Source organism: Amycolatopsis azurea DSM 43854 (genome assembly GCF_001995215.1).
Lineage (GTDB): Bacteria > Actinomycetota > Actinomycetes > Mycobacteriales > Pseudonocardiaceae > Amycolatopsis > Amycolatopsis azurea.
In genome coordinates this window covers 209,172-230,486 of sequence record NZ_MUXN01000002.1, presented here as the reverse complement: position 1 = coordinate 230,486, position 21,315 = coordinate 209,172, and the positions used below count along the sequence as shown (strand labels likewise).

At 68.8% G+C, this 21,315-nt stretch carries 21 protein-coding genes; 5 read left to right on the top strand and 16 right to left on the bottom strand.

Annotated elements, in window-relative coordinates; genetic code table 11:
- The first annotated feature begins 66 nt into the window (after nt 1–66).
- Nucleotides 67–414, top strand: coding sequence for an STAS domain-containing protein (locus tag B0293_RS03420; protein WP_005163835.1), 348 nt, complete (start codon nt 67–69; stop codon nt 412–414).
- Between the two features lie 22 nt (nt 415–436).
- On the top strand, nt 437–1,672 hold the full coding sequence (locus tag B0293_RS03415; RefSeq protein WP_005163836.1) for a PucR family transcriptional regulator: 1,236 nt from the start codon (nt 437–439) through the stop codon (nt 1,670–1,672).
- 17 nt (nt 1,673–1,689) lie between these two features.
- Here B0293_RS03415 and B0293_RS03410 read toward each other — a convergent pair whose 3' ends face one another.
- A complete protein-coding gene (locus tag B0293_RS03410) occupies nt 1,690–2,088 on the bottom strand; it encodes an STAS domain-containing protein (protein ID WP_245192036.1) in 399 nt (132 codons plus the stop codon).
- Nucleotides 2,089–2,194: 106 nt separating this feature from the next.
- Here B0293_RS03410 and B0293_RS03405 point away from each other — a divergent pair, with 106 nt between their 5' ends.
- Nucleotides 2,195–3,058 (top strand): universal stress protein, encoded by an 864-nt coding sequence (locus B0293_RS03405; RefSeq protein WP_005163838.1) that lies wholly within the window; start codon nt 2,195–2,197, stop codon nt 3,056–3,058.
- Nucleotide 3,059: 1 nt separating this feature from the next.
- Here the strand turns inward: B0293_RS03405 and B0293_RS03400 are convergent, their stop codons facing one another.
- From B0293_RS03400 to B0293_RS03365, 8 genes are all read right to left on the bottom strand, one after another.
- On the bottom strand, nt 3,060–3,419 hold the full coding sequence (locus B0293_RS03400; protein ID WP_039919189.1) for a hypothetical protein: 360 nt from the start codon (nt 3,417–3,419) through the stop codon (nt 3,060–3,062).
- A 128-nt stretch (nt 3,420–3,547) separates the two neighbouring features.
- Nucleotides 3,548–4,561: a TauD/TfdA family dioxygenase gene (locus B0293_RS03395; protein ID WP_005163840.1), complete on the bottom strand. Its 1,014-nt coding sequence runs from the start codon at nt 4,559–4,561 to the stop codon at nt 3,548–3,550.
- A 6-nt stretch (nt 4,562–4,567) separates the two neighbouring features.
- Nucleotides 4,568–5,989 (bottom strand): cation:proton antiporter, encoded by a 1,422-nt coding sequence (locus tag B0293_RS03390; RefSeq protein ID WP_005163842.1) that lies wholly within the window; start codon nt 5,987–5,989, stop codon nt 4,568–4,570.
- A gap of 10 nt (nt 5,990–5,999) precedes the next feature.
- The gene (gene ddaH / locus B0293_RS03385) at nt 6,000–6,812 is read right to left on the bottom strand and encodes a dimethylargininase (RefSeq protein WP_005163843.1); all 813 of its coding nucleotides are present in this window, start codon (nt 6,810–6,812) and stop codon (nt 6,000–6,002) included.
- A gap of 79 nt (nt 6,813–6,891) precedes the next feature.
- On the bottom strand, nt 6,892–8,145 hold the full coding sequence (locus tag B0293_RS03380) for an ATP-grasp domain-containing protein (RefSeq protein ID WP_005163845.1): 1,254 nt from the start codon (nt 8,143–8,145) through the stop codon (nt 6,892–6,894).
- Nucleotides 8,142–9,299, bottom strand: coding sequence for an NAD(P)/FAD-dependent oxidoreductase (locus tag B0293_RS03375; protein ID WP_005163852.1), 1,158 nt, complete (start codon nt 9,297–9,299; stop codon nt 8,142–8,144). The genes B0293_RS03380 and B0293_RS03375 overlap by 4 nt, the downstream gene beginning before the upstream one ends.
- 101 nt (nt 9,300–9,400) lie before the next feature.
- Nucleotides 9,401–10,969, bottom strand: a complete 1,569-nt coding sequence (locus B0293_RS03370; protein WP_005163853.1) for a carbamoyltransferase C-terminal domain-containing protein — start codon at nt 10,967–10,969, stop codon at nt 9,401–9,403.
- An 87-nt stretch (nt 10,970–11,056) separates the two neighbouring features.
- Nucleotides 11,057–12,523: an NB-ARC domain-containing protein gene (locus B0293_RS03365; protein ID WP_039919191.1), complete on the bottom strand. Its 1,467-nt coding sequence runs from the start codon at nt 12,521–12,523 to the stop codon at nt 11,057–11,059.
- A 188-nt stretch (nt 12,524–12,711) separates the two neighbouring features.
- On the opposite strand from B0293_RS03365, the gene B0293_RS03360 reads away from it, so the two are divergent.
- Nucleotides 12,712–13,404, top strand: coding sequence for a hypothetical protein (locus tag B0293_RS03360; RefSeq protein ID WP_039919192.1), 693 nt, complete (start codon nt 12,712–12,714; stop codon nt 13,402–13,404).
- Nucleotides 13,388–13,738 (top strand): MmcQ/YjbR family DNA-binding protein, encoded by a 351-nt coding sequence (locus tag B0293_RS03355; protein WP_005163860.1) that lies wholly within the window; start codon nt 13,388–13,390, stop codon nt 13,736–13,738. The genes B0293_RS03360 and B0293_RS03355 overlap by 17 nt, the downstream gene beginning before the upstream one ends.
- A gap of 202 nt (nt 13,739–13,940) precedes the next feature.
- On the opposite strand, the gene B0293_RS03350 is transcribed toward B0293_RS03355, so the two are convergent.
- The 7 genes from B0293_RS03350 to B0293_RS03320 are packed head-to-tail and all read right to left on the bottom strand — an operon-like array spanning nt 13,941 to nt 21,314.
- Complete coding sequence (locus B0293_RS03350; protein WP_005163862.1) at nt 13,941–14,270, bottom strand: hypothetical protein; 330 nt, start codon at nt 14,268–14,270, stop codon at nt 13,941–13,943.
- On the bottom strand, nt 14,267–15,520 hold the full coding sequence (locus tag B0293_RS03345) for a glutamate synthase-related protein (protein WP_005163864.1): 1,254 nt from the start codon (nt 15,518–15,520) through the stop codon (nt 14,267–14,269). Before B0293_RS03345 ends, B0293_RS03350 begins: the two co-directional genes overlap by 4 nt.
- Nucleotides 15,517–16,512: an asparagine synthetase A gene (locus B0293_RS03340; protein WP_005163866.1), complete on the bottom strand. Its 996-nt coding sequence runs from the start codon at nt 16,510–16,512 to the stop codon at nt 15,517–15,519. Before B0293_RS03340 ends, B0293_RS03345 begins: the two co-directional genes overlap by 4 nt.
- On the bottom strand, nt 16,509–17,816 hold the full coding sequence (locus B0293_RS03335) for a glutamate mutase subunit E (RefSeq protein WP_005163867.1): 1,308 nt from the start codon (nt 17,814–17,816) through the stop codon (nt 16,509–16,511). The genes B0293_RS03340 and B0293_RS03335 overlap by 4 nt, the downstream gene beginning before the upstream one ends.
- Entirely contained in the window at nt 17,813–18,277 is a 465-nt protein-coding gene (locus B0293_RS03330) for a cobalamin B12-binding domain-containing protein (protein WP_005163868.1), read from the bottom strand. The genes B0293_RS03335 and B0293_RS03330 overlap by 4 nt, the downstream gene beginning before the upstream one ends.
- Entirely contained in the window at nt 18,274–19,554 is a 1,281-nt protein-coding gene (locus tag B0293_RS03325) for an ATP-grasp domain-containing protein (protein WP_005163870.1), read from the bottom strand. The genes B0293_RS03330 and B0293_RS03325 overlap by 4 nt, the downstream gene beginning before the upstream one ends.
- Nucleotides 19,551–21,314, bottom strand: coding sequence for an ABC transporter substrate-binding protein (locus B0293_RS03320; RefSeq protein WP_005163873.1), 1,764 nt, complete (start codon nt 21,312–21,314; stop codon nt 19,551–19,553). Before B0293_RS03320 ends, B0293_RS03325 begins: the two co-directional genes overlap by 4 nt.
- Nucleotide 21,315: the final 1 nt, after the last annotated feature.

Below are 21,315 nucleotides of genomic sequence, written 5' to 3'. Positions count from 1 at the left end.
CAAGGAGTCACTTTGACCGATTACCGCGCTCCCGCTTCAGATCCGCCCCGTCCAGCACGGAGATTCGTGTCCCCGCTCGACATCTCGGTCACCACGTCCAGCGCCGACACCGTGGTCACCGTATCCGGCGAGATCGACCTCGCCGTCTCGGACGGCCTGCGGAAGGCTTTGGAAGAGGAACTCAGGTTCACCCCCGCGGCGTTGATCGCGGACCTGTCCGCGGTCACGTTCTGTGATTCGTCCGGCTTCACCGCCCTCGTCCAGATCCGCACGCAGGCCGAGAAGGCGGGCGTCCCGTTCGTCCTGGTCACCCAGGAGCGGGCCCTGTTGCGACCGATGTCGCTGCTCGGCCTCGACAGCGTCTTCAACGTGCACCCGACGCTCGATTCGGCGCGGGACGCGCTCACTCGCTGACCAGCTGTCATGATGGGCGGTTGTGACGGGTGACAAGGATCCGGGATTCCGTATCGGCGGACGTCCACTGGCGGAGCGGCTGACCGAAGTCCTGCCGTCGCTCACCAAGACGGTCCTGTCCGAGATCGTCGCCCGCATCCCGGAGTACGGCCTGCTGCCCGCCGAAGAACTCAGCGGCGACATCACGCACGTGATCGAGCAGAACCTGCGGTCGTTCATCGACACCCTCCGCACCGGGGACACGCCGACGCAGGAGGAACTCGACTTCCTCCGCGAATCGGCCGCCCGGCGCGCGGAGGAGGGCATCCCGATCGACATCGTGCTCACCGCGTACCACATCGGCATCCAGGTGGTCTGGGCGTCGGTGACGTCGGACGCGCGGCCGGAGGAGGTCGCCGACGTCCTGGCCGTCAACGCGCTGACTCTGCGTTACCTCGAAGTGGTCACCCCCGCGGTCGGCGCGGGCTACCTCGACGAGCGCCGGACGATGTTCGACGACGAGCGTTCGGCGCGGCACACGGTGCTGTCCGCCCTGCTCGACGGCGACCCGGCGGACGTCGCGGCGGGACAGGCAGGCCTGCGCCTGCCGCCGTGCTACATCGTCCTCGCGGCGTCGGTCGGGGCGCATCCGGACGAGGAGGACAACGGGGTCGACCCGCTGATCGCCGGACGCCGGAAACTCCGGCGGCTGCGGGTCGAACTGGAGCGGCAGATCCGGGGCACGGTCCTGACCTCGCTCACTCCAGAGGGCGGCATCGCCTTGCTGCCGCACGAAACCCCGGCCGAAGAACTGTCCACACGCGACTGGGCACGGCTGGAGCGGGTCCTCTCCGACGTCGCCCGCACCGCGGGCGCGGAGGTCATCGCCGGGACCGCCGCCGCCGGCCCGTCCGGCGTGTCAGCCGCGGCGAAGCTCGCGCAGGACGTGCTCGCGGTCGCCACCGGATCCGGGCGACCGCCCGGGCTGTACCGGCTCGACGACGTCCTGCTCGAATACCAGCTCTCGCGCCCTGGCCCGGCCTTGGACCGGCTGGCCACCCGGCTCGCGCCGCTGGACGGCAACGAAGAACTCCTGCAGACGCTGGAAACCTTCCTGCGGCGGGGCGGACGACGACAGACCGCCGCCGACCTGCACGTCCACCCCAACACCGTCGACTACCGGCTGCGCCGGATCGCCGATCTCACCGGCCTGGACCCCACCCGGCTCGAACACATCGCCCTGTTGAACGCGGCTCTTTCGGCCCGCCGCCGTTTGTGACGCGTCACCGAAGGCGCTTACAGCGAATGAAGACCCGCGCCGTCGTAGAGGTCGAGCAACCGCCGGGCGGAACGGCACTCGCCGGGGAAGACGAACAGGAGCGTGCCCGTGTCGTCGGCGAGCAACTGCGCCCGTTCGAGCACCCGAATACCGGTCACACCGAAGAAATCGAGATCGGACAGGTTGACGATCAGCGTGGCGCCGTGACCGTGGAGCCGCTGGTTCAGCATGTCCCAGAACCGGGGCGCGGTACCGAGGTCGACCGCGCCGTTCGCCGTGATGACGGCGGTCCCCTTGGTCGGCCTGCTCACCTGCAGCCGCAGACGTCCCCTCGGTTCTTCCAGCGCCCGTGATTCGCAGGGCACCGGGAGTGCGCGCTTCGTGTCAAGCGCGCGGGGCGTCGACAGGGAAGTCATACCTTGAAGTACCCAGATCCGGGGGCAGGCGAAACCGGACGGAGGACTTCGGTGACTTGAAGACCGCGAAAAGCGGGTACCACCGGCAAAACGGAGGTGATGCCCCATGTCCGCCGACCGAACCCACCCCGGACCCGTCGTGACCGGTTTCGACGGATCGCAGGAGGCCGAACGCGCCGTGCGCTGGGCGGCCGCCGAGGCGCAATCCCGCGGACTCGGCCTGCTCCTCGCGCACGCGGGCGACGCGGCCGAGGTCGAGCCCGCCCAGCGGCGACTCGCCTCGATGGCGGAAGCCCTGGAACGTTCCGATCCCGGCGTCGACGTCCGCACGGTCGTCCGCGGCGGCACTCCGGAAGAGGTCCTGACCGCGGTCGCCGACGAGACGGACGCGGCGATGATCGTGCTGGGCGAATCCCACACCGGGTTGTTCGCCAGGGCCGTCAGCGGTTCGACGGAATCCGGCGTGACCAAGACCGCCGGGCGGCCGGTCGTAGTCGTACGCGGGGAGCAGCCGCCCCCGGACGGGCCGGTGATCCTCGGTACCGACGGCTCCGAGCAGAGCGCGCAGGCGGCCGGTTTCGCGTTCGACTTCGCGGCACGTCACGGACTGACCGTGCACGCGGTCCACGTCGCGAGGATGCCGATCTGGGGTCCCGCGAGCGAACCCCTGCTCGGCGGGCCGGTCCTGGATCCGTCGCCCGGTCTCCCCCAGGAAGTCGCCGACGAACTCGTCGCCCGGCAGCTCAAGCCGTGGCAGGAGCGCTATCCGGACGTCGCCGTGGAAATGGTGCACGGCATCGGGCCCGCCGCGCAGGCGTTGACCGTTCAGTCCAGCGAGGCCGCGCTGCTGGTGGTCGGCCGGAGCGATCGCGGTGACCTCCGGCGTCTGCTGCTCGGTTCGATCAGCGACGACGCGCTGCACCACGCGCACTGTCCGGTGGCGGTGGTCCGGACTCAGCCGGTCGGCTGAGTCACGAAGAGGCGAGCTCTCCGAGCACCCGCTGCGAGGCGCGCAGCTCAGTGGCCATCACCAGGCTGCTCGCGTGGGCCTGTGCGAGAGCATGGCCGACGTCGGCGACCTTGTCCCAGGCCTCCCCCGCCGTCTCGCCCGTGCCGATTCGGCCGGCCAGCAGGCTTGCTTCGAGTTGTTCTTGCAGACCGGGCAGCACGTGGGCGAGGTCGCCGGCGAGCTGCTGCAACGCGCCGAGAGTCCGGCAGAGGTCAGTGGGCGAGGCCGGTTCGCCGTTCCGCATCCGACGGCACAGGTGACGCACGGCGCCTCCCGCCTGCGCGGCCAGCACGTACGGCGGCACCTCCGAGTTGGGTCTCATTGCCCTGAAGTACCCCCTCCGCGACCTGCGAAAACCAGTCCCGCCGGGGTTCCGGGGCGGCAGCGGTCCGTGAAGGCCTCCTTGAGGGACCCTGGGTCCCTCAAGGAGGCCTTCACGGACAAAGATCCTCAGTGCACCCGCCGGTCCTCGGCCGTGCCGCGGTACCGGATCGTCCACAGGCTGCGCCGGATGTAGGTGCGCTGCAGCCACCGGTCACGCCCGTTGTGCCGCGCGAAGAACTGCGACCTCGCGTGCAGGCCCTTCCGGTTGTTGATCAGCAGCGCGGTCCCCGGCTCCAGCTTGACCTGGTGCGCGACCTCGCGGCAGACGCGCTGCAAGTGCTCCAGCGCCTGCTCCGCCTCGACGGTCTCCCCCACCACGCCGTTGGCCGAGACCGCCACCTCCGGCGACTCCGCCGGCCCGGAGATCACCGGCACGAGGTCGGACAGCACGTCGGCCCCCTTGGCCACATCGCGCACGTAACTTCCAGGCGCGTTGAGCCGGAACACCGGACGGCGCAGGATGTCGAGCACCTCCGGGTCCAGGGCGGCGGAGATGTCCCGGCCGTCGGCGTAGTAGGTGACGGCCTCCTTGTTCCCGTCCTGGCGAACGCAGTTCAGCACCAGGAAGTCCGGATTGGACACGTCGTAACGGCCGACCTCGTCGTGCACGATGTCGTTGTGGAAGTTCAGGAACACGTGTGAGCTCTGGTTGGTCTGGCTCCGCGCGCCCGCCGAGACGGGGACGACGTCGTGCACGAGCCGCCCGCTCTTCTCGGTGGTGAACCCGACGGGTTCGCCGAGCAGCTGGCTCAGTCCCAAAAGGACGGTCTCGGCGACGAAGGTCTTCTTGTCCTTGCTGGGTTCCCCGTCGATCGGCGTCTCCGGAAGCTCCGGGTCCACCGGCAGGTTGCGCACGAGCGCGACGCCGGGGGTGTCGACGTGCCTGCCGAAGTCCAGGATCGTCTGCAACTGGTCGATCGGCAGCTTCGAGAACGTGACCCGGAGCATCGCCAGCGACCGGTCGATGTCCTCGACCGGGTTCGCGAAGGACCGCAGGTCGTTCCCGATGATGTCCCGGACCTCGTCGGGGAGCACGACTTCGGCGAAGGTGCTGACTAGGGTTTCCTGCTTGCTGGTCATGGTGTCCTATCTACTTTCCGCCGCCGCTGGACCGGCGGTCTTCTCCGAGTCCTTTTCGGACTTCTTCCCGAACCTGTCGATCAGGGTGAGTGCGGGGGCGGTGGCGATCGTCGAGACCAGCGTCATGATCACGAGCATCGCGAACACCGTCGGGCTGATCACCTTCAACTGGAGGCCGACGTTGAGGACCACCAGTTCGGTCAGCCCGCGGCAGTTCATCAGCGCCCCGAGCGACAGCGACTCGCGCCAGCCGACGCCGGTCAGCCGGGCCGCCGTGGTACTGCCGGCCCATTTCCCGAACACCGCCACCGCCGTGACGGCCAGGGTCCACAGCCACATCGATCCGGAACCGAGCAGGCTGAACTCGGTGTGCAGCCCGGTATAGGCGAAGAACAGCGGCAGCAGCAGGGTCAGGGTCACGCTGCCGAGCTTCCCGGCGGCGCGGGCGACGACCGGGTCCCGCCTCGGCGCGATCGCGCCGAACAGGAAGGCGCCGAAGAGCGCGTGGATGCCGATCTCGTTGGTGGCCAGGGCCGACAGCATGATCCCGCCGAGCAGGATCGCGAGGACCGCGGGCTCCGGCACCCGGGTCAGCAACTTGTGCAGCAGCGGCCGGACGACGTAGACCATCAGCGCGACGAAGGCCAGGGTGAGCCCGACGGTCAGGAAGACCTCCGACGGCGTGCCGCCCTGGCTGACGGCGACCACGACGGCGAGCAGGCACCACGCGGCGACGTCGTCGACGGCGGCGCAGGTGAGCGCGAGCGCGCCCAGCGGGGTCTTCGAGATCCCGCGGTCGGTCAGGATCCGCGCCAGCACCGGGAACGCCGTCACGCTCATCGAGACCGCGATGAACAGCCCGAACGCGAGGAAGCCGACGTCGCCGCCGAACACCGGGTACATGCCGAGCGCGAGCACGATGCCGGTGACCATCGGCAGCGCGATGCTGACCTGGCTGACCGTCACCGCGGTGAACCCGCGTTCGCGCACCGCGTCGAGGTCGATCTCGGAACCGACCAGGTACATGAAGAAGATCAGGCCCAGCTGCGCCAGGATGTTGATCGCCGAGACCACCCCGCTGGGGAACAGCCAGCCGAACGCGCCGGGCCACACGAGCCCGAACAGCGACGGCCCCAGCAGGATGCCCGCGACGATCTCGCCGATCACCGGGGGCTGGCCGAGCCGCCGGGCCAGCGCGCCCGCCAGATAGCAGGCGCCCAGGATCACCGGCAAAGCGACCAGCAGGCGTGCGTAGATGTCGGGTCCGCCGCTCGCGGCCTTGGCCGCGGTGCCCGCGACGGGTTCGTAGGCCGAACCCAGGCCGAGCACCACGACGACCACCACCGCGGGCACCGCGATCAACGTCGCCCCGACGAGGACCCGGCGCAGTGTGGTGCGCCCGGTCCTCTCCGGTACAGCTGACTCCATGGAGTTCTCCTTAACCGGCACGCAATTCCAGCGTGCAGCATTTGACGCTGCCGCCTGCCTTCAGCAGTTCGGACAAATCGGCACCGATGGGTTCGAAACCGTGTTCCCGCAGCTGCGCGGTCAGCCCGGTGGCCGCCTGCGGGAGCACGACGTGCTTGCCGTCCGACACGGCATTGAGCCCGAAGACGGCGGCATCACGCTCCGAGGCCAGGATCGCGTCCGGGTACATTTCTTTGAGCACCAGGCGGCTGTCCTCGGAGAACGCCTCCGGGTAGTACATGACCGTTTCGTCGTCGAGGACGGCGAGCGCGGTGTCGAGGTGGTAGTACCGCGGGTCGATCAGGGTCAGCCCGATCACGGGGCAGCCGAAGAACTCGCGGGATTCGTTGTGTGCCTCGGGATTGGTGCGGAACCCGGTCCCGGCGAGGATCTTCTTCCCCGCGACGAGGTAGTCGCCCTCCCCCTCGTTGACCCACTGTGCCTGCCGGACGTAGCGATATCCGTTGGCCCGGAACCACTCCAGGTACGCGTCGGACTCGCCGGCCCGCTGCATGTGATGGAACCGCGCGACGAGGACCTGGCCGTTGACCACGGTGGCGCCGTTGGCCGCGAACACCATGTCGGGCAGGCCCGGCACCGGTTCGAGCAGGTCGACGCGGTGCCCCAGATCGACGTAGAGATCGTGCAGCCACTCCCACTGGGCGAGGGCGAGCTCGGTATACGTGGGCTTCTTCGGGTCCATCCAGGGATTGATCGAGTACTCGACGTCGAAGTACGTCGGTCTGACCATCAGGTAATGCCGTTGAGTGGCTGTCCGTGACACGCTTCCTCCACGCGGTTTTGGGCGTCTTCTTCCACCGGCCCCTGGGTAAGGGGCCGGTTTCACAGAACGGGATCCGTTGCTATTTCTGGGTTTCGCTGAGCTTGACCTCGATCTTCCCGGCCAGGTCGTTCGCGTTGCGCATGGCTTCGTCGAACGACGCCCCGAGCGCGCCGATGCCGCCGAAGATGTTGTTGCCGAGCGGCGGGCGCTTGATCAGATCACCCGGCTTCGCGAAGATCTTGAGGTAGTACAAGGCTTCCGAGTCGTTCACCGCCGGCGGGACCTCGATCGAGGCGATCACGCCGCCGGGGCAGATCAGGCACATCGCGGCCGTGTGCAGCCCGGTCGGGCTGAAGTGGTGGACGTCCGGCCGCACACCGCGGGAGACGTCCATCAGTCCCCGGATCGGGTCGTATCCGGCCGAAAGCCGCGCCATGTGGTCGAGCCCTCCGCCGCCGGGGCGGACGGCGATCTCCAGCAGGAACGGTTTGCCCTGGTGGAAGCGGACCTCGGCGTGCAGCGCGCCGCGGGTGATGCCCTGCGCCCGCACCCCGGCGGCCACCACGCCCTGCACTTCGGCCACTTGGTCCGGGGTCAGCGATGTCGGCGCGTGGTGCACGTCGTCGTCGAAGGTCTCACCTTCCGACGTGACCCTGTCCACAATGGATCCCAGGTAGACCTCGTCGTCCCAGGCCAGCGCCTCGATGAGGTGTTCGTGACCGTCCAGAAAGGACTCGACGAGCAGGCCGTGCGGACCGAGATCCAGCCCCTCGGCCTCCATGTTGTACCAGGTCATCCGGTCGATGCCTTCGCGCGCCTGCGCGTAGCGTTCCCGCATCTTCTCCTCGTCGTCGACGCGGAAGACGAAGTTGCTGGCCGCGCCGAGCGTCGGCTTCAGGATCACCGGGTATCCGAAGTCCTCGGCCGCCTGGAGGGCCGAATCGAGGTCTTCGACGAATCGGTAGTCCGGATGCGCGGCACCGCCCTTTTCGTGCGCCTGCCGCATGATCAGCTTGTTCCGGCTCGTCCGGGCCGCGTCCACGCCGATACCGGGCAGGCCGAGCGCCTCGGCCACCGCGGCGACCAGGACCACACCGGACTCGGAGAAGGTGAGCACGCCGTCGAAGGACTCCTCGGCGTGCCAGGCCTTCGCGTGCTCGATCAGGTCGTCGATGTGGTTGCTGCCGGCGATCCGGTAGCGCTCGGACGGCCAGAGGTCCTCGGTCCCGACCCCGTTGAGCACGTACAGCACTCCGCCGAAGTCCTCGATCTGCTGGTACCGGGGCAGGTAGTAGTAGGAGTTCTGGCTGGCTTCCAGCGCGAGCAGTTTCACGACACACCTCGTAGGGCAGGACGGATCGGATGGACGCCGGACGCGCGCACGAGCGGCCGGTCGAGCGGTTCGAGTCCGGTCGGGGCCGGATCCGCGCCGGTCAGGCGCGCGGTCAGCGACCGGGCGATCAGCGGGGCGAACTTGAAGGACGAGCCGCCGCACGCCGCGTAGGACAGGACCCGGTCGCCGAGGACGGCGAGCATCGGGCCGAGGGTGGAGCGCCGGGCCAGGTAGTGGCAGTCCCGGGTGTCGATCAGCCAGTCCCGGCGGAAACCCGGGATCAGCTCGGCGAACGTGTCGATCAGGTGCTCACGCCACCACGAGGGCGCGGTGGCGGCGCCGATCTCGTCGACGACCCGGCAGGCGCTCGCGGCACTGAGCTTCAACGGCGTCCCGGCGACCGGCGGCACCAGCCACGCGCCGCCGGCGGAGCCGAGCGAGGTGATCGCCGGTGTCGCCGCCCAGGCCGCGGCGTCGGCGGGCGGGACGTCGCAGTAGAGCATCGTCTGCCGGTGCAGCACGAGTTCCCTGGCCAGCCCGGGGGCCAGCAGGTCCCTGGACCACGGGCCCGCCGCCAGCAGGACCGCGTCGCCCCGCAGGGAGCCGCCGTCGGCCAGCCGGACCTCGGCCCGGTCGGTGTCGACTCCGATCACCTTGCGGTGCGGATGCAGTTCCGCCTTGGCGTTCCAGCGCAGCCAGCCCGCGCAAGCCGTCAGTACCCGGTCCGCGAGCAGGACTCCGGCGTGCGACTCGAAGACCGCGCCGGTCCCGGGAACGAACCCGGCGTGCGGGAACTCGGCGGCGAGTTCGCCCGCGCCGAACACTTCGGCCTTGGACCCGGCCGCGTTCAGCAGATCCCGCGCAGCCGTCGCCTCGTCCGCCCCGATCGCGGTGAGCGCGCCCGACTGTTCGTAGAACGCCGTGGACAGCAGATGCTCCAGTTCGATCCACGCGTGATGCGCGCCGACCGCGGCCGCCGTCGTGGCCGGGTCGCCGGGATGCAACGCGCGCAGCACGCGATGCCGGTCGAACGACGTGGCACCGGTGAACGGGATGTCCGCCTGGTCGGCGATCACCACTTCGTGCCCGGCCGACACGCACTCCACGGCGGTCAGCAGCGCGATGACACCGCCGCCCGCGAGCACGACTCGCATGGCCTTCCCCCTCCGGGCGAGACTTCGAGTGGGCGCAACGGGGTCCCGGACGCCACGGCTGGGGACGTGGCATCCGGGCCTTACCCCCGTTGGGCAAGGAATCAGGATGCGCGCGGGGTCACGAACGTGTCGTTGATGACGTAGCCGTCGAGGCCGTACGTCTCCCCGTACTCGATGAGATCACTGGTGCGGTTGAGGAAACCGCGCCCGTTGTTGTTCAGCGAGGTGTTGCACAGCACGCTGAACCCGGTCTGCTCGCGGAACGCTTCGAGCAGGTCCGTGATGCCGGCGTTGCGTTCCCGGGTCACCGTCTGGGTGCGCGCGGTCCCGTCGACATGCGTGATGGCCTTCAGCTCGTCGGAGGTGACGTGGTTGAAGTACAGCATGTACGGGTCCTGCACCGAGCCGACGAACCACTGGGGCGCGTCGGATTCCAGCGCGATCGGGGCGATCGGACGGTAGTCCTCGCGACGCTTGATCTTGTTGAGCCGCACGGTGGTGTCCACGGTGAACGGCGCGGCGAGGATGGACCGGTTGCCCAGCGCCCGCGGGCCCATCTCGTAGCGGCCACGGGCCCAGCCGATGATGTTGCCGTCCTTGATGTACTTGGCGACCTCGCTCGCCACGAGCGGCCGGGTCTCGTACTTGGCCGGATCCGGGACGACGTCCTCGACGAAGTTCTCCCCCGCGTAGACGTCCCAATCGATGGTCGCCTGTCCGGTGTAGAACCACTGCGCGTCGATGGCCGTGCCCAGCGCGGAACCGCTGTCGTTGGGGCACGGCGGCACGAACACCGAGGAGAACAGGCCGCTCTCGCGCCACAACCGGTTCCAGTCGCAGTTCAGGCCGCAGCCGCCGGAGATCAGCAACGGCAGGCCCTCGGTCAGGTTCTTCTCCGCGTAGTCGTGGAACCGGTTGAAGATCGCCTGCGAGTGCTTCGCCGCCGCGTTGCGGTACTCCTGCGACCAGACACCCGCGTTGTACAGATGGGACCAGGACATCTCCTCTTTGGACAGGCCGAGGATGATGCCGTCGCGGTCGAGGATGAAGTCGATGGTCTTCTGCTCGTCGGGGGTGAGCGGGCCCGGTTCGGCGAATCCGGTCAGCGCCATCTGCTTGCCGGCGTCGTTGAACCGGAACTTCCCCTTGCCGAGCGGGAAACCCGGGTCCGCCAGCGCGAAGAGGTACGCATACTTCGCGCCCGGGTCGGTCAGCACGTGCTGCAGGTGAGTGGCCTCACCGCGCTCGTCGATCCGGTAGAAGTCCCCGATGTTCCCTTCCCACACCAGGGAGTAGTACGCCTGGCCGGGAGCGGCCGGGGCCATCCCGAGGGAGGTGTAGATGTGCGAGCGCTCGTGAGTGGAGGAGAAGTAGCGCACGTCCTTGCCGAAGAACTTGCCGACCTCGTCGGAGATCGCGCCTTCGCCGACACCGAAGTATCCCGTGCGGGACGGGGGTTCCACCGAGAACTCGCCCTTGACCCAGCCCCCGAGCGCGACCACGTCGGGCTGCTTGTCGAGCATGCCCGCCGCGCGTGCCATCAGCTCGCCGGTGATCCGGTCGTAGCGCGGGTAGTTGTCCTTTTCCGACTCCAGCGCGAACAGCAGCTTGCCGTCCTCGATGGCCACGATCCCGCCATCGTGGCCCTCTTTCATCGACAGAATCAGCATTGTGTCACCGAATTTCGCTCGCCTTCATTCGTCGACTCATTCAAGCCGCGCGCTCCGTTGACCGGAAGCGTCGCGCGGGGAGAACAATCAACCTTCGGACGAGCTGCCGGGCAGGGTGCGCACGGCGTCGTGGCGCAGCGATTCGAACGCGTTCTTCCGTGCCCTGCGGCCGACCATCGGGACGGCGGCGGCGACGGAATCCGGGTCCCGTTGCCGCTCGGCGGCGAACGCGCTGACCAGCCGGGAGACCGCGTAGCGGCCGGCGACGTTGGCACGCTGGAGAAGTCCGGCGTCCACGACGGACTCGAGGAGTTCGTCGGCGGTCTCGATCATGATGCCCATCGCCGCGGCGACGCCGATCGACGTCGTCCAGCCCGCCCCGCTCTGCCCGAAGTGGTGGATGGCCTCCCGTTCGGCGGGCGAAAGATGTTCGTACGCCGCGGTGAACCGGTCGCGGACGTTGACGTCGCCCACGCTGAGGCTGTCCATGAGCCGTTCGCGATCGGCGAGCTGGCCCGCCGTGTACGCGATCGCCCATTCCGGGCGCGCGGCGATCTTGCGGCCGACGATGTTGACCGCCAGCGGCAGATCCCCGCACAGTTCGGCGATCGAGTCGGTGGCGTCGTGTTCGGCCCGTACCCGGCCCGGTCCGGCGATCCGGCCGATCAATGCCAGCGATTCCTTACGGGAGAACGTATCCAGTTCGACACGGTTCGTGTCCTCCAGCCCGAGCAGCCGGGCGCGGCTGGTCACCACGACCTGGCTGTGCGGGGCCTGGCCCAGCAGCGGCCGCACCTGTCCCTCGTCGCTGACGCCCGCCAGGAGGACGAACAACCGGCGTTCCGCCAGCAGGGATCGGTACAACCCGATCCGCTGCATCGGGTCGTCGGGCACGAGATGCGCCGGCACGCCGAGCGCGCGCAGGAAGCCGCGCACGATCCCGTTCGCCGACCGGCCACCGGTCCCGCTGTTGCTCAGGTCGGCGTAGAGCTGCCCGTCCGGGAAGTCCGCCGCCACCTCTTCGGCCAGCCGCAACGCGAAGGCGGTTTTACCTACCCCGATCGGACCACTGACGAGCAACGGCACCTTGATCGGACCGGACGCTCCGATCATTTCCGCGGCTTCGGCCAGATCCCCTTCCCTGCCGACGAAGGTCCTCGACCCCATGGGCAGCTGGGCCGGACGGGCGAGGTGGATGACGCCGGATGCCAGCGCGTGTGCGCCGTCCGCCGGTATCTCCGCCTGAGCCGGCGCGGGCGCGCGCTCCTCCCGGACCTCGGTGCCGCCTCCCGTCTGCCCGGCGAGACTCCGCCATCGCCGTTCCCACGCCGCCCGGTCTCCCCCGCACGCGGAGACGAACGCCAGTGTCACGGCGAGAGTGGGCAGCCGGTGGCCACTGGCCGCGCTGGACAGTACGGAAGGTGCGAACAGTGCCGTCCTGGCGAGTTCCCGGTAGCTCGGGTTTCCCGCACGGTTCCTCAAAACACGCAGATCATGAGCGAATGCGGCGATCGGACCAGTGGAGCCGTCCAACGGTCGCTCGGGTCTGCCCATGCCTTACTCCTCCCCTGGACGAGGTAACGCGATCGCTCTGCGTGACCATCATCCTTGCGGCCTTCCTGGCCACAACCCTAAAGGACCAATGAACCGTGCAGCAGATACAAATAGGTGACTCAATGTACAAAGTCCAATAGTTGGACGCGGAAATTCACCCCCTTGGTGGCACCGGATAGGGTTCGCCCATGCGTGGTCCCCTACCCCCTCTCGCCGAACTCCGGCGCGCCGCCGAAGTGTTCAACGGCTTCGCGAATGCCGACAGCTCCTGGCTCCGACTGCTCGAAGAAACGCGGTCCGCGATCGACCTGTCACAGGCCGCACATCGCACAATTCTTCTGCGCTGGCTGAACTCATGGGGATGCCGTATCCGGTACCCGCGGGAAGGCGAGCCCGCCCCGTTCGACGACGGGATCCGGGCCTGGTGGGAGATCTGGGGTTCCGCACTGCCCACTGTCGACCTCGTCCACCTGACGGACGCGGGGATCGACGCGACGGCGCAGGCGTACGCGGATCTCTCGGGTGTCGTCGTCTCGGCGGGACGGACGAGGCGTACGCTGGGCCCGACCGCCGCGGCCAAGGCACTGTATGCGTTGCGGCCCAACACGATCATCCCGTGGGACGCCGCCATCGCGGCAGCGCTCCACGGCGACCGCGACGGCGCCGCGTTCGGCAGGCATCTGCGGCTCGGCCGCGAGTGGGCCGCCGCGGTGATCGCGGAGGCGGCGGACGACGGGGAGAAGATCCCCGCCCTTGTGGGCAGACCCGTGTCACTGGCGAAGATCCTGGACGAATACCTTTACGTCGCCTTCACCATGGGCGCCACGGGTGACTGGGGAACAGACAGCGGAGAATGGTGGAAAAATGGTAACCGGGGATGACGTCAGACGGATCGCTTCGGAGCTGCCTCGCGCCTATGAGGCGCTGGTCCGGGACCGGGCGAAGTTCCGCGTGGGGCGAATCGTGTTCCTTTCGCTCTCACCCGACGAAACCGTGTTGGGATTCGGGTATCCCAAAGAGGAGCGGGAAGCGCTGGTGGCGGGCGAGCCGGACAAGTTCATGATGCCGATTCCCTCCGATATGCGCTATCAGTGGGTCCGCGTCCGGCTGTCCGCAATCGATTACGAGGAGTTACGAGAGCTGATCGTCGACTCGTGGCGAATGTGCGTGCCGAAGAAGGTCTGGACGGAATACCTGGAAAAGAACCCGAACTGAGCTGCTCCTTTCGGAGTGAGCCGTTCAGCCCTCCCGGTTGCCCTTTTCGGTCGCGTGAATCGCCTTTCGGGTGACCGAAAAGGGCAGAAATACGGTGCCGCCCCCACTGTTCGTGTGCCGCTCGTCCGGCTTGAAGTCCGTGAAGGCCCCCTTCCCTCGGCTGAGCCGAGGGAAGGGGGCCTTCACGCGCAAACCGCCGGACCTACTCCGCGACCTCCTCGATCGCCGACGTACCACGGGAGCCATTGGTCCCGTACCGCTCCCACACCTCGTTCAGCCGGATCCGCCCGTCCGGCAGGAACTCCGGGGTGTTCGTGCTGTGCCCCGAGATCACCTGACCACTGGCCAGCACCATCGTGTAGGCCATGTCGATCGTCCCGTCCTCGCCGCACTTCCCGGTCAGCGACCCGAGCCGCACGCCGCCGCCGGTCAGCTCGGCCCACACCAGGTCGTCCCTCTGCCGGTACAGGGTGACCGGCGCGTTCGGGTCGGTGCTGACCTTACGGAACCGCTTGCCGTCGTAGTTGATCATCCGTCCTGCTCCATTCGTCCGGGAGAGCCGGGGAACCAGAGGTCGTCCGAGGTGAGTTCCGCGAGGTCGTACTTCCCGAGCGCGCTGGTGAGCAGCCGGAGTTCGAGTTCGAGACACCGCACCAGCCGCACGAGCCCTTCGGTCGCGTCCTCGTCGACGGCGAGCAGTGCAGCCCGGCCGAGGCCGACCGCGGAGGCGCCCATGGCAAGGCACTTCAGCGCACGGGCCCCTTCCCAGATCCGCCCCGAAACCAGCAGCGACGCGTCGTGCTTGCCGACCCGGCGCAGGCATTCCACCAGCGGCAACCCGACCTGGTCGAGGAACACCGACGGCGCCCAGCCGGTGCCGCCCTCGGCTCCGTCCACGGTGACGGCGTCCGCGCCCGCCGCCCAAGCGACCCGCGCGGCTTCGCCGACGTCGCGACCCGGGTGCAGTTTCACCCAGGCCCGTGCGCGCGGGTAGTTGTTGCGCATCAGGTGGATCTGCTGGCGCAGGATCTCGCCGGTGAACGTGCCGGGGCTGCTCGAGCGCAGCACCATGGCGGTGTCCGTGCCGAACGTTTCGTCCACTGTGTACTGTTCGGCGATCTCGCCGGCGGCCGTGCGCGAGAGCACGGTCATCCCGCCGAGCCCCGGCTTGGCGCCTTGGCCGACCTTGAGCTCGAACGCCAGCCGCCCGGTTTCCAGCAGTTTCGTCGCGGACGGGTCGCTGTAGACGAGGTTCCACACCTCGGCGTCGGCGTCTTCGGTGCTCTGCTGCACCACGACGCCGCCCAGCCCGTCCGGCACCGCGCCGGCGTACGCGCGGATCCGGCCGAGCAGACCGTCCTCCGCGCTTTCGCCCATCCGGCCGTATCCGTGCATGGGCACCACGTTCTCGCCGATCACCATCGGCATCCCGAGCCTGCCCGCCTGCTCGCTCGCGGCGATCCCGAGACCGCTGCCCGCCACCTGCGTGGATCCGAACGCGCACAGGAAGACCGGCGACGGCGCGGTGAAGCCGCCCAGAACCGTCGAGAGACCGACATCGCCGTAGACCGGTTCACGCGCGAGGTCGAACATCTTCTCCAGGCGCCGCGGGACGAATACCGGCGGCACGATCCTCGCGCGGTCGAGTTCGTCCGGCGGACTGTCGACGTCCGCGCCGAACAGCGACCGGCCGTATCCCCCGACGTCGGGGAAGATCGCCGCGCTGCCTTCCCGCGCCCTGGCGCGGATCGCGTCTTCGGGGAGCTGCCGCGCAGTGATCACGGCGCCGCGATCCCGGGCAGCTTCGGGTACGCGTTGGCCTGCCAGATCGCGTCCAGCCCGGCGATGTAGCGCGTCACCCGTTCCAGCCCCATCCCGAAGCCCGCGCTCGGCGGCAGTCCTTCGCGCGCGAGGTCGAGGTACCAGGCGTACTTCGCCGGATTCTCCCCCGTCTCCCGCATCCGTTCGATCAGCCGCCGGTACTCGTGCGTGCGCTCACCGCCACTGCACAGCTCGCCGAACCCTTCCGCAGCGATGAGGTCGAAGTTCCGCAGCACGCCCGGTTCGGTGCTCGACTCGCCGTCGGTGAACCCGCGCGATCCCTTCGGGTAGTCGACGATGAAGAACGGCCGGTTCGTCTGCCCGGAGATGATCCGCTCGCCCTGCCAGTCGATCTCCGCGTCGGCGCTCTGGCCGTGCAGCAGCCCCTGCAACCGTGACACCGCCTCGCGGTGCGTCATCCGCTCGAAGTCCTCGTCCAGGAGCGCCGTGAACGCCTCCGGGTCCCGGCCGAGAGTGGCCAGGTCCACTTTGGACTCTCGCAGCGTGTAGGTCACCACATGCCGGAGCAGGCCCTGCGCCAGGTCGAGGACGTCCTCGCGGCTCGCCCGCGCGACCTCGACGTCGATCTGGGTGAACTCCACCAGATGTCGTCCGGTGGTCGAGGTCTCCAGCGGTTCCAGCCGCACGTTCGGCGCGACGTAGAAGATCTTGTCGAACGCGAGCAGCGACGCCTGCTTGTACAGGATGACGCTGGTCATCATCTTGTACTTGTGCCCGTAGTAGTCGACGTCGACCTGTTTGGCGCCGCGGCATCCCGGGTCGGTGACCGGCCCGATCAGCGGCGGCTGGAGCTCCACGAACCCGTTCATGCCGAGGTATTCGCGGGTGCCCGCGGTGATGCTGTTCTGGATGCGCAACGCCGCCTGCGTCACCGGTGACGTCAGGTGCTCGCGGGTGCCCGGCGGCAGCGCCGCTTCCGGTGTTCCGGTCATGTTCTGCTCCCCTGTATCAGTTTCGCGGTTTCGATTCCGGGCATCCCGTACTTCTCGTCGAACGTCCGCTCGACGTACCGGAGCGCGTCCAGCAGATCGCCCGAGGTCATCCGCCGGTCCGCGGGCAGGTCGACGAGATCGCCCAGTGGCATCGCGCCGATCCGCTGCCATTCCAGGCGCCCGTTCGCGTCCAGCCGTCCGCGCGCCCGGCCGGCGTTGTCCGGGTGCAGGCAGAACGGGACGTCCAGCTGCCCCCGCGCGAACGCGGTGACCAAGGCCCTGCCGAGATCGCCGTCGAGCGAAAGAACGTTGTCCACCAACGCTTTCGCCTGCGCGTGGATCCCGGTGTCGCCGAGATGGCCGATCCGCGAGACACCACTGGCGGCCTCGGCGGCGTGCTCCAGCGCGGTCACGTTCTCCGCCACGGTCGGCAGCCGGTGCGCCTCGGCGGTGGTCTTGACGATCAGCCTGCTCGACCCGGTGCGGGCGGCCAGCCGCGCGGACTCCGCGATCAGCGCCAGCGCGCCGCCGGGAGTCCTCGGGTAGACGCCCATGTAGCCGTAGATCACCACATGCGTGCGCGCGTGCGGCACGTATTCCCTGATCAGCGCCTGCAGCGCGGCGACCGCCTCCTCGTCCTGCCCGGCGTGGGTCTGCTGCGCGTAGCTGAAGGACAGGCACCGGATCCCGTGCCGCCAGAAGAAGATCCCCTCCAGCACACTCAGCGCGACCAGCAGCGCGGGCGGGCACAGCTGGCCCATCATGCAGCCGCCGAACGTCTCCAGATGCGGCTCCAGCTCGGGCCCCCGGGCTTCGGCCAGCGTTTCGCACGAACGCCGCCAGTTGTCGACGGCCGCGGACAGCGGCATCCGGCTGTACGGCAGGCAGTACGACACCGGCCCGCCCTCGGTCGCGTGCAGCCCGAAGTCCAGCAGCGTCCGCACGATCCGGCGGGGATCCGCCGAACCGTGCCGGATCTGCACCGGGAAATCCCTGGTCAGCACGCCGTCGAGCAACGCCGTCGTCGTCACGGGATCGTGGTCGACGAGCGGGTACCCGTTGAGATCGGCGCCGGCCGCCAGCGCCGCGCGGGCCGCCTCGTGGTCGCCGACCCTGGTGTAGCTGTCGATCGTGATGGTCCCGACCGTCGCGGCCCGGGCCGACCGGGTCGCCAGCAGCCCCCTGGTCATCCGCCCCGGATCGGCGAACCCCATCCGGGGCTGGACGACCAGATCCCCTTCGGCGTGGTGGCGCGCCACCACCTCGCCGAACGAAAGTCCCCGTCGCGGGGTGAGCACGTTCATCCCGCGCCCAGCGGGACACCGGAGGTGCGCACGGACAAGGTGCGGAGGAAGGTACGGAACGGGGTCAGCCCGCCCGAGTCCTCGAACACCGCGTCGAAGCCGGCCTCCAGCAGCCGTGCCGCGTTGCTGCCGCCGATGACGTCGAGCTTCCCGCCGATGACGACCGGCGTCGTGACCAGGTCCGCGTGCGCGCGGAAGGTGTCCATCAGCCGGACGCCGTCCTGGCAGCCGTGCCCGTTGAGACTGCTGATCACCACCAGGTCCGGCCGCCGGACGGCGCATTCGCGCACGATCGTCGCGTCCGGGACGCAGGCGCCGAGATTGGTGACCCGGCAGCCCAGTTCCTCCAGCAACAGCTCCAGGTACACCAGGTTCCAGGTGTGCGCGTCGGACGAGAGCCCGGTCACGACCACGTCGAGACCGGCGTCCGGGAGCGAGGGCTGGACGGCTTCGATACTCATCGTGCGGCTTTCTCCCTCTCCTCGCCGTCCGGCCGCACGTCGATCTCGATCAGCACGACCGCGTCCTCGGCCAGGCGCAAGGCCTCCGCCGGACTGTCCGCGGTCACCATCAGATCGCCGACGCGGTCCCACGAGCTGCGCAGCCCGTCGAACCGGTCACCGGCCGAAACACTGACGTCGCAAAGAAAGACGCCCTCCGCCTGCGACGCCTTCTCCACCCCGCGCACGTCCTCGATGAGCCCCGGCTCGATGGACACGAACCGGACCGCGGCGCCGCGTTCGGCCTTGCGCGGCAGCACGTCCACGACCGGCTCGTCCTTCATCACCGAGAAGTAGGCGCGGTTCAGCTCCACCGGATAGGCGCGCTGGATCAGCTCGATGATGCCGTCGCCCGCGAACCGGCCGGCGCATTCGACCAGGTACGGGACACCGTCGGAGACGATCCATTCACAGTGGACGATCCCGGTGCGGAACCCGGCCGCCCCGGTGAGCCGCCGCGTCTCCTCGTTCAGCGTCGCGGTGAGCTCGTCCGGGATGTCGGCGGGGACGATGTGGGCGAGCTCCACCGGACGCGGCCCGGGGAACAACTGCTTGCCGGTGACGTTGGCGAACAGCGGTTCGCCGTCCCTCAGCAGCATTTCGACGCTGTACTCGTCGCCGTCGACGAAGCTTTCGGCCAGCATCTTCAGGTCCATGGCGCGATCCGGGACGAAAATGCCCTCGTCCTGCACGACGCAGTTCGCCCACGCCTGTTCGGCCTCGGCCGGGTCGCTGAGCACCTGCGTTCCCACCGACGCCTGCCGGTTCGCGGGTTTGAGCACGATCTTCCCCGGATGCCGCGCCATGAACTCGCGGACCTGCTCCGGGCTTTCGACGCGGGCCGACGCCGGATTCGCGATCCCCGCCGCCCGGCTGACCAGGCGCAGCACGCCCTTGTCCCGCAGGATCTGCGCTGCCCCGAAGCCCGCGCCAGGCAGGCCGTAGCGTTCCGCGAGCCGGGCCGCGAACGGGGTCGCGTACTCGGTCAGCGGGACCACCGCGGCCGGGTCGAGGTCGCGGTGGACGTGGTAGAACTCGTCCGCCTTGCCGGGGAGGTGGAACTCCCATTCGATCAGTTCGCGCACCAGCGCCGAACCGGCGACCGTCTCCCGCGCGTTGCGTTTGCGGACGACGTCGGGCTCCTCGACGAAGATGACCGAACCGTCCGGCTGGAAGTCCTTGATGGACGAACCCAGCGCGGCCGCCACAAAGCCGACCAGGATCACCGGGCGAGTCATGACGCACCATCCGCTGTGTCGTCGATGTAGTACCAGTTCTCGGGGTTGATGAGCCCGTACGGGTTGATCGGCGAGAACCCGCGCAGGTTGCCCGCGACCTCGAACAGCCGGCGCGGGAACGTCGGCATGAAGATCACCGGCGCCTGCTCGGCGATGTACTCCTGGTACTCGTACAGCGCTTCGAGGGAGTCCGTGGTGACCGTCTTCGCGATCAGCTCGTCCGCCTTGGCGTCGCGCCAGTTGCTGAAGTTGCAGGCGGCACCGCTCTGGAAGAGGTTCTCGCCGGTCGGGTAGTTGTAGACCCAGCCGCCGCCCCAGCAGGACAGCTGCCACATCCGCTTCTCGCCGGGACCGTCCTCCGCCACCAGGACCGAACCCATCACCTCTTCGAGCCGGATCTCGATCCCGGCCTTGGCCGCGTCGTCCCGGAACTGCGCCATGAGCCGCGCCAGCGAAGGTCGTCCTTCCCAGTAGCGCAGGGAAAAACTCAGCTCGGTGCCTGCCGGGATGCCTTCGCCCGCTTCACCGGGCCCGGTGCCGGGACGCACGCACACCGCGGGTGATGCGCTGACGTCCCAGCCGTTGTCGGCGAGCAGCTCTCGCGCTTTCTCCAGGTCGAACGGCCAGAACCCGCCGCGCTCGGCGATCTTCGGCGACACGAGGTCGCTCTTGGGCAGCACCGGGATCGACCCGGTCTGGCTCCAGCCGTAGCCCTGGTAGACCTCGCGGGCCCCGTACTCCTGGTCGAAGCAACTTTGGAGGGCTTGCCGGACGTACGGCTGCCTGATCAGGTGCCCGGCCACCGTCGGGTTGCTGAAGTTGACGGCCATGAAGTTGATGTTGAACAGGATCTGCGGTTCCAGCTGGAAGCCGTCGCCAAGTGGGTTCGGCCCGCCCTTGGTCGGGTCGCCGTCCGGCTGGACGCCCATCCCCGGCGGCAGGAAGCCGACCTGGACGTCACCGGACTGCAGCAGCTCGTACTGCTGCTCGTCCGACGTCGTCGAGACCTGGCGCAGCTCGTCGAGGTGCGCCGGGTTGGGTCCGCTGTAGTGCTCGTTCGGGACGAAGGTGACGACGCCGTCCTCGGTGTAGCTCTTGAGCCGCCACGGTCCGTTGACGACACTCCACACAGGACTGTCGGCCCAGCGCGTGCGGTGCGAGTTGTCCTCTTCGACGACGTCGCCGTTCTCCGCCATCAGGAACTCGTAGACCGCCTCGGCCTGGTCGATGTCGTGCGTCGCGTCGGCCGGGCCGTCCGCGGTGCGGTCCCACGCCTTCGGCATCGGCGTGATCATGGTGAGCTGGTTCAGCAGCACCCAGTTCGTCGAGTACGCCTTGTCGAAGGTGAAGCTCACCTTGTCGTCGGCGACCTTCTCGAACGACACCAGGTTGTCCGGGAAGTAGCCCTCGGAGTAGGCGCCGAACCTCGGCCCCTTCACCTTCAGCATGTTCATCCAGAAGATGACGTTGTCCGCGCAGACCGTCTCGCCGTTGGACCACTTCCACGGTTTGATCCGGACCGTGCAGGTGCGGCCGGTCTCGTCCCACACCGGCTCTTCGCCGACGCTGAGGTCCCAGTCGATCTCCGGCGCGCCGTCCCGGCCCAGCCAGTAGAGCGGCCGGTACATCAGCATCTGGAACTCGTAGAGGCTCCGCACGCCGAAGCGCTCGCCCGGGGTGAAGGGGAAGATCACCGCGGGCGGGAACCCGGGCAGGCAGGCCCAGGTGGCGACGCCACCCTTGATCGGCTTGTCCGTCATG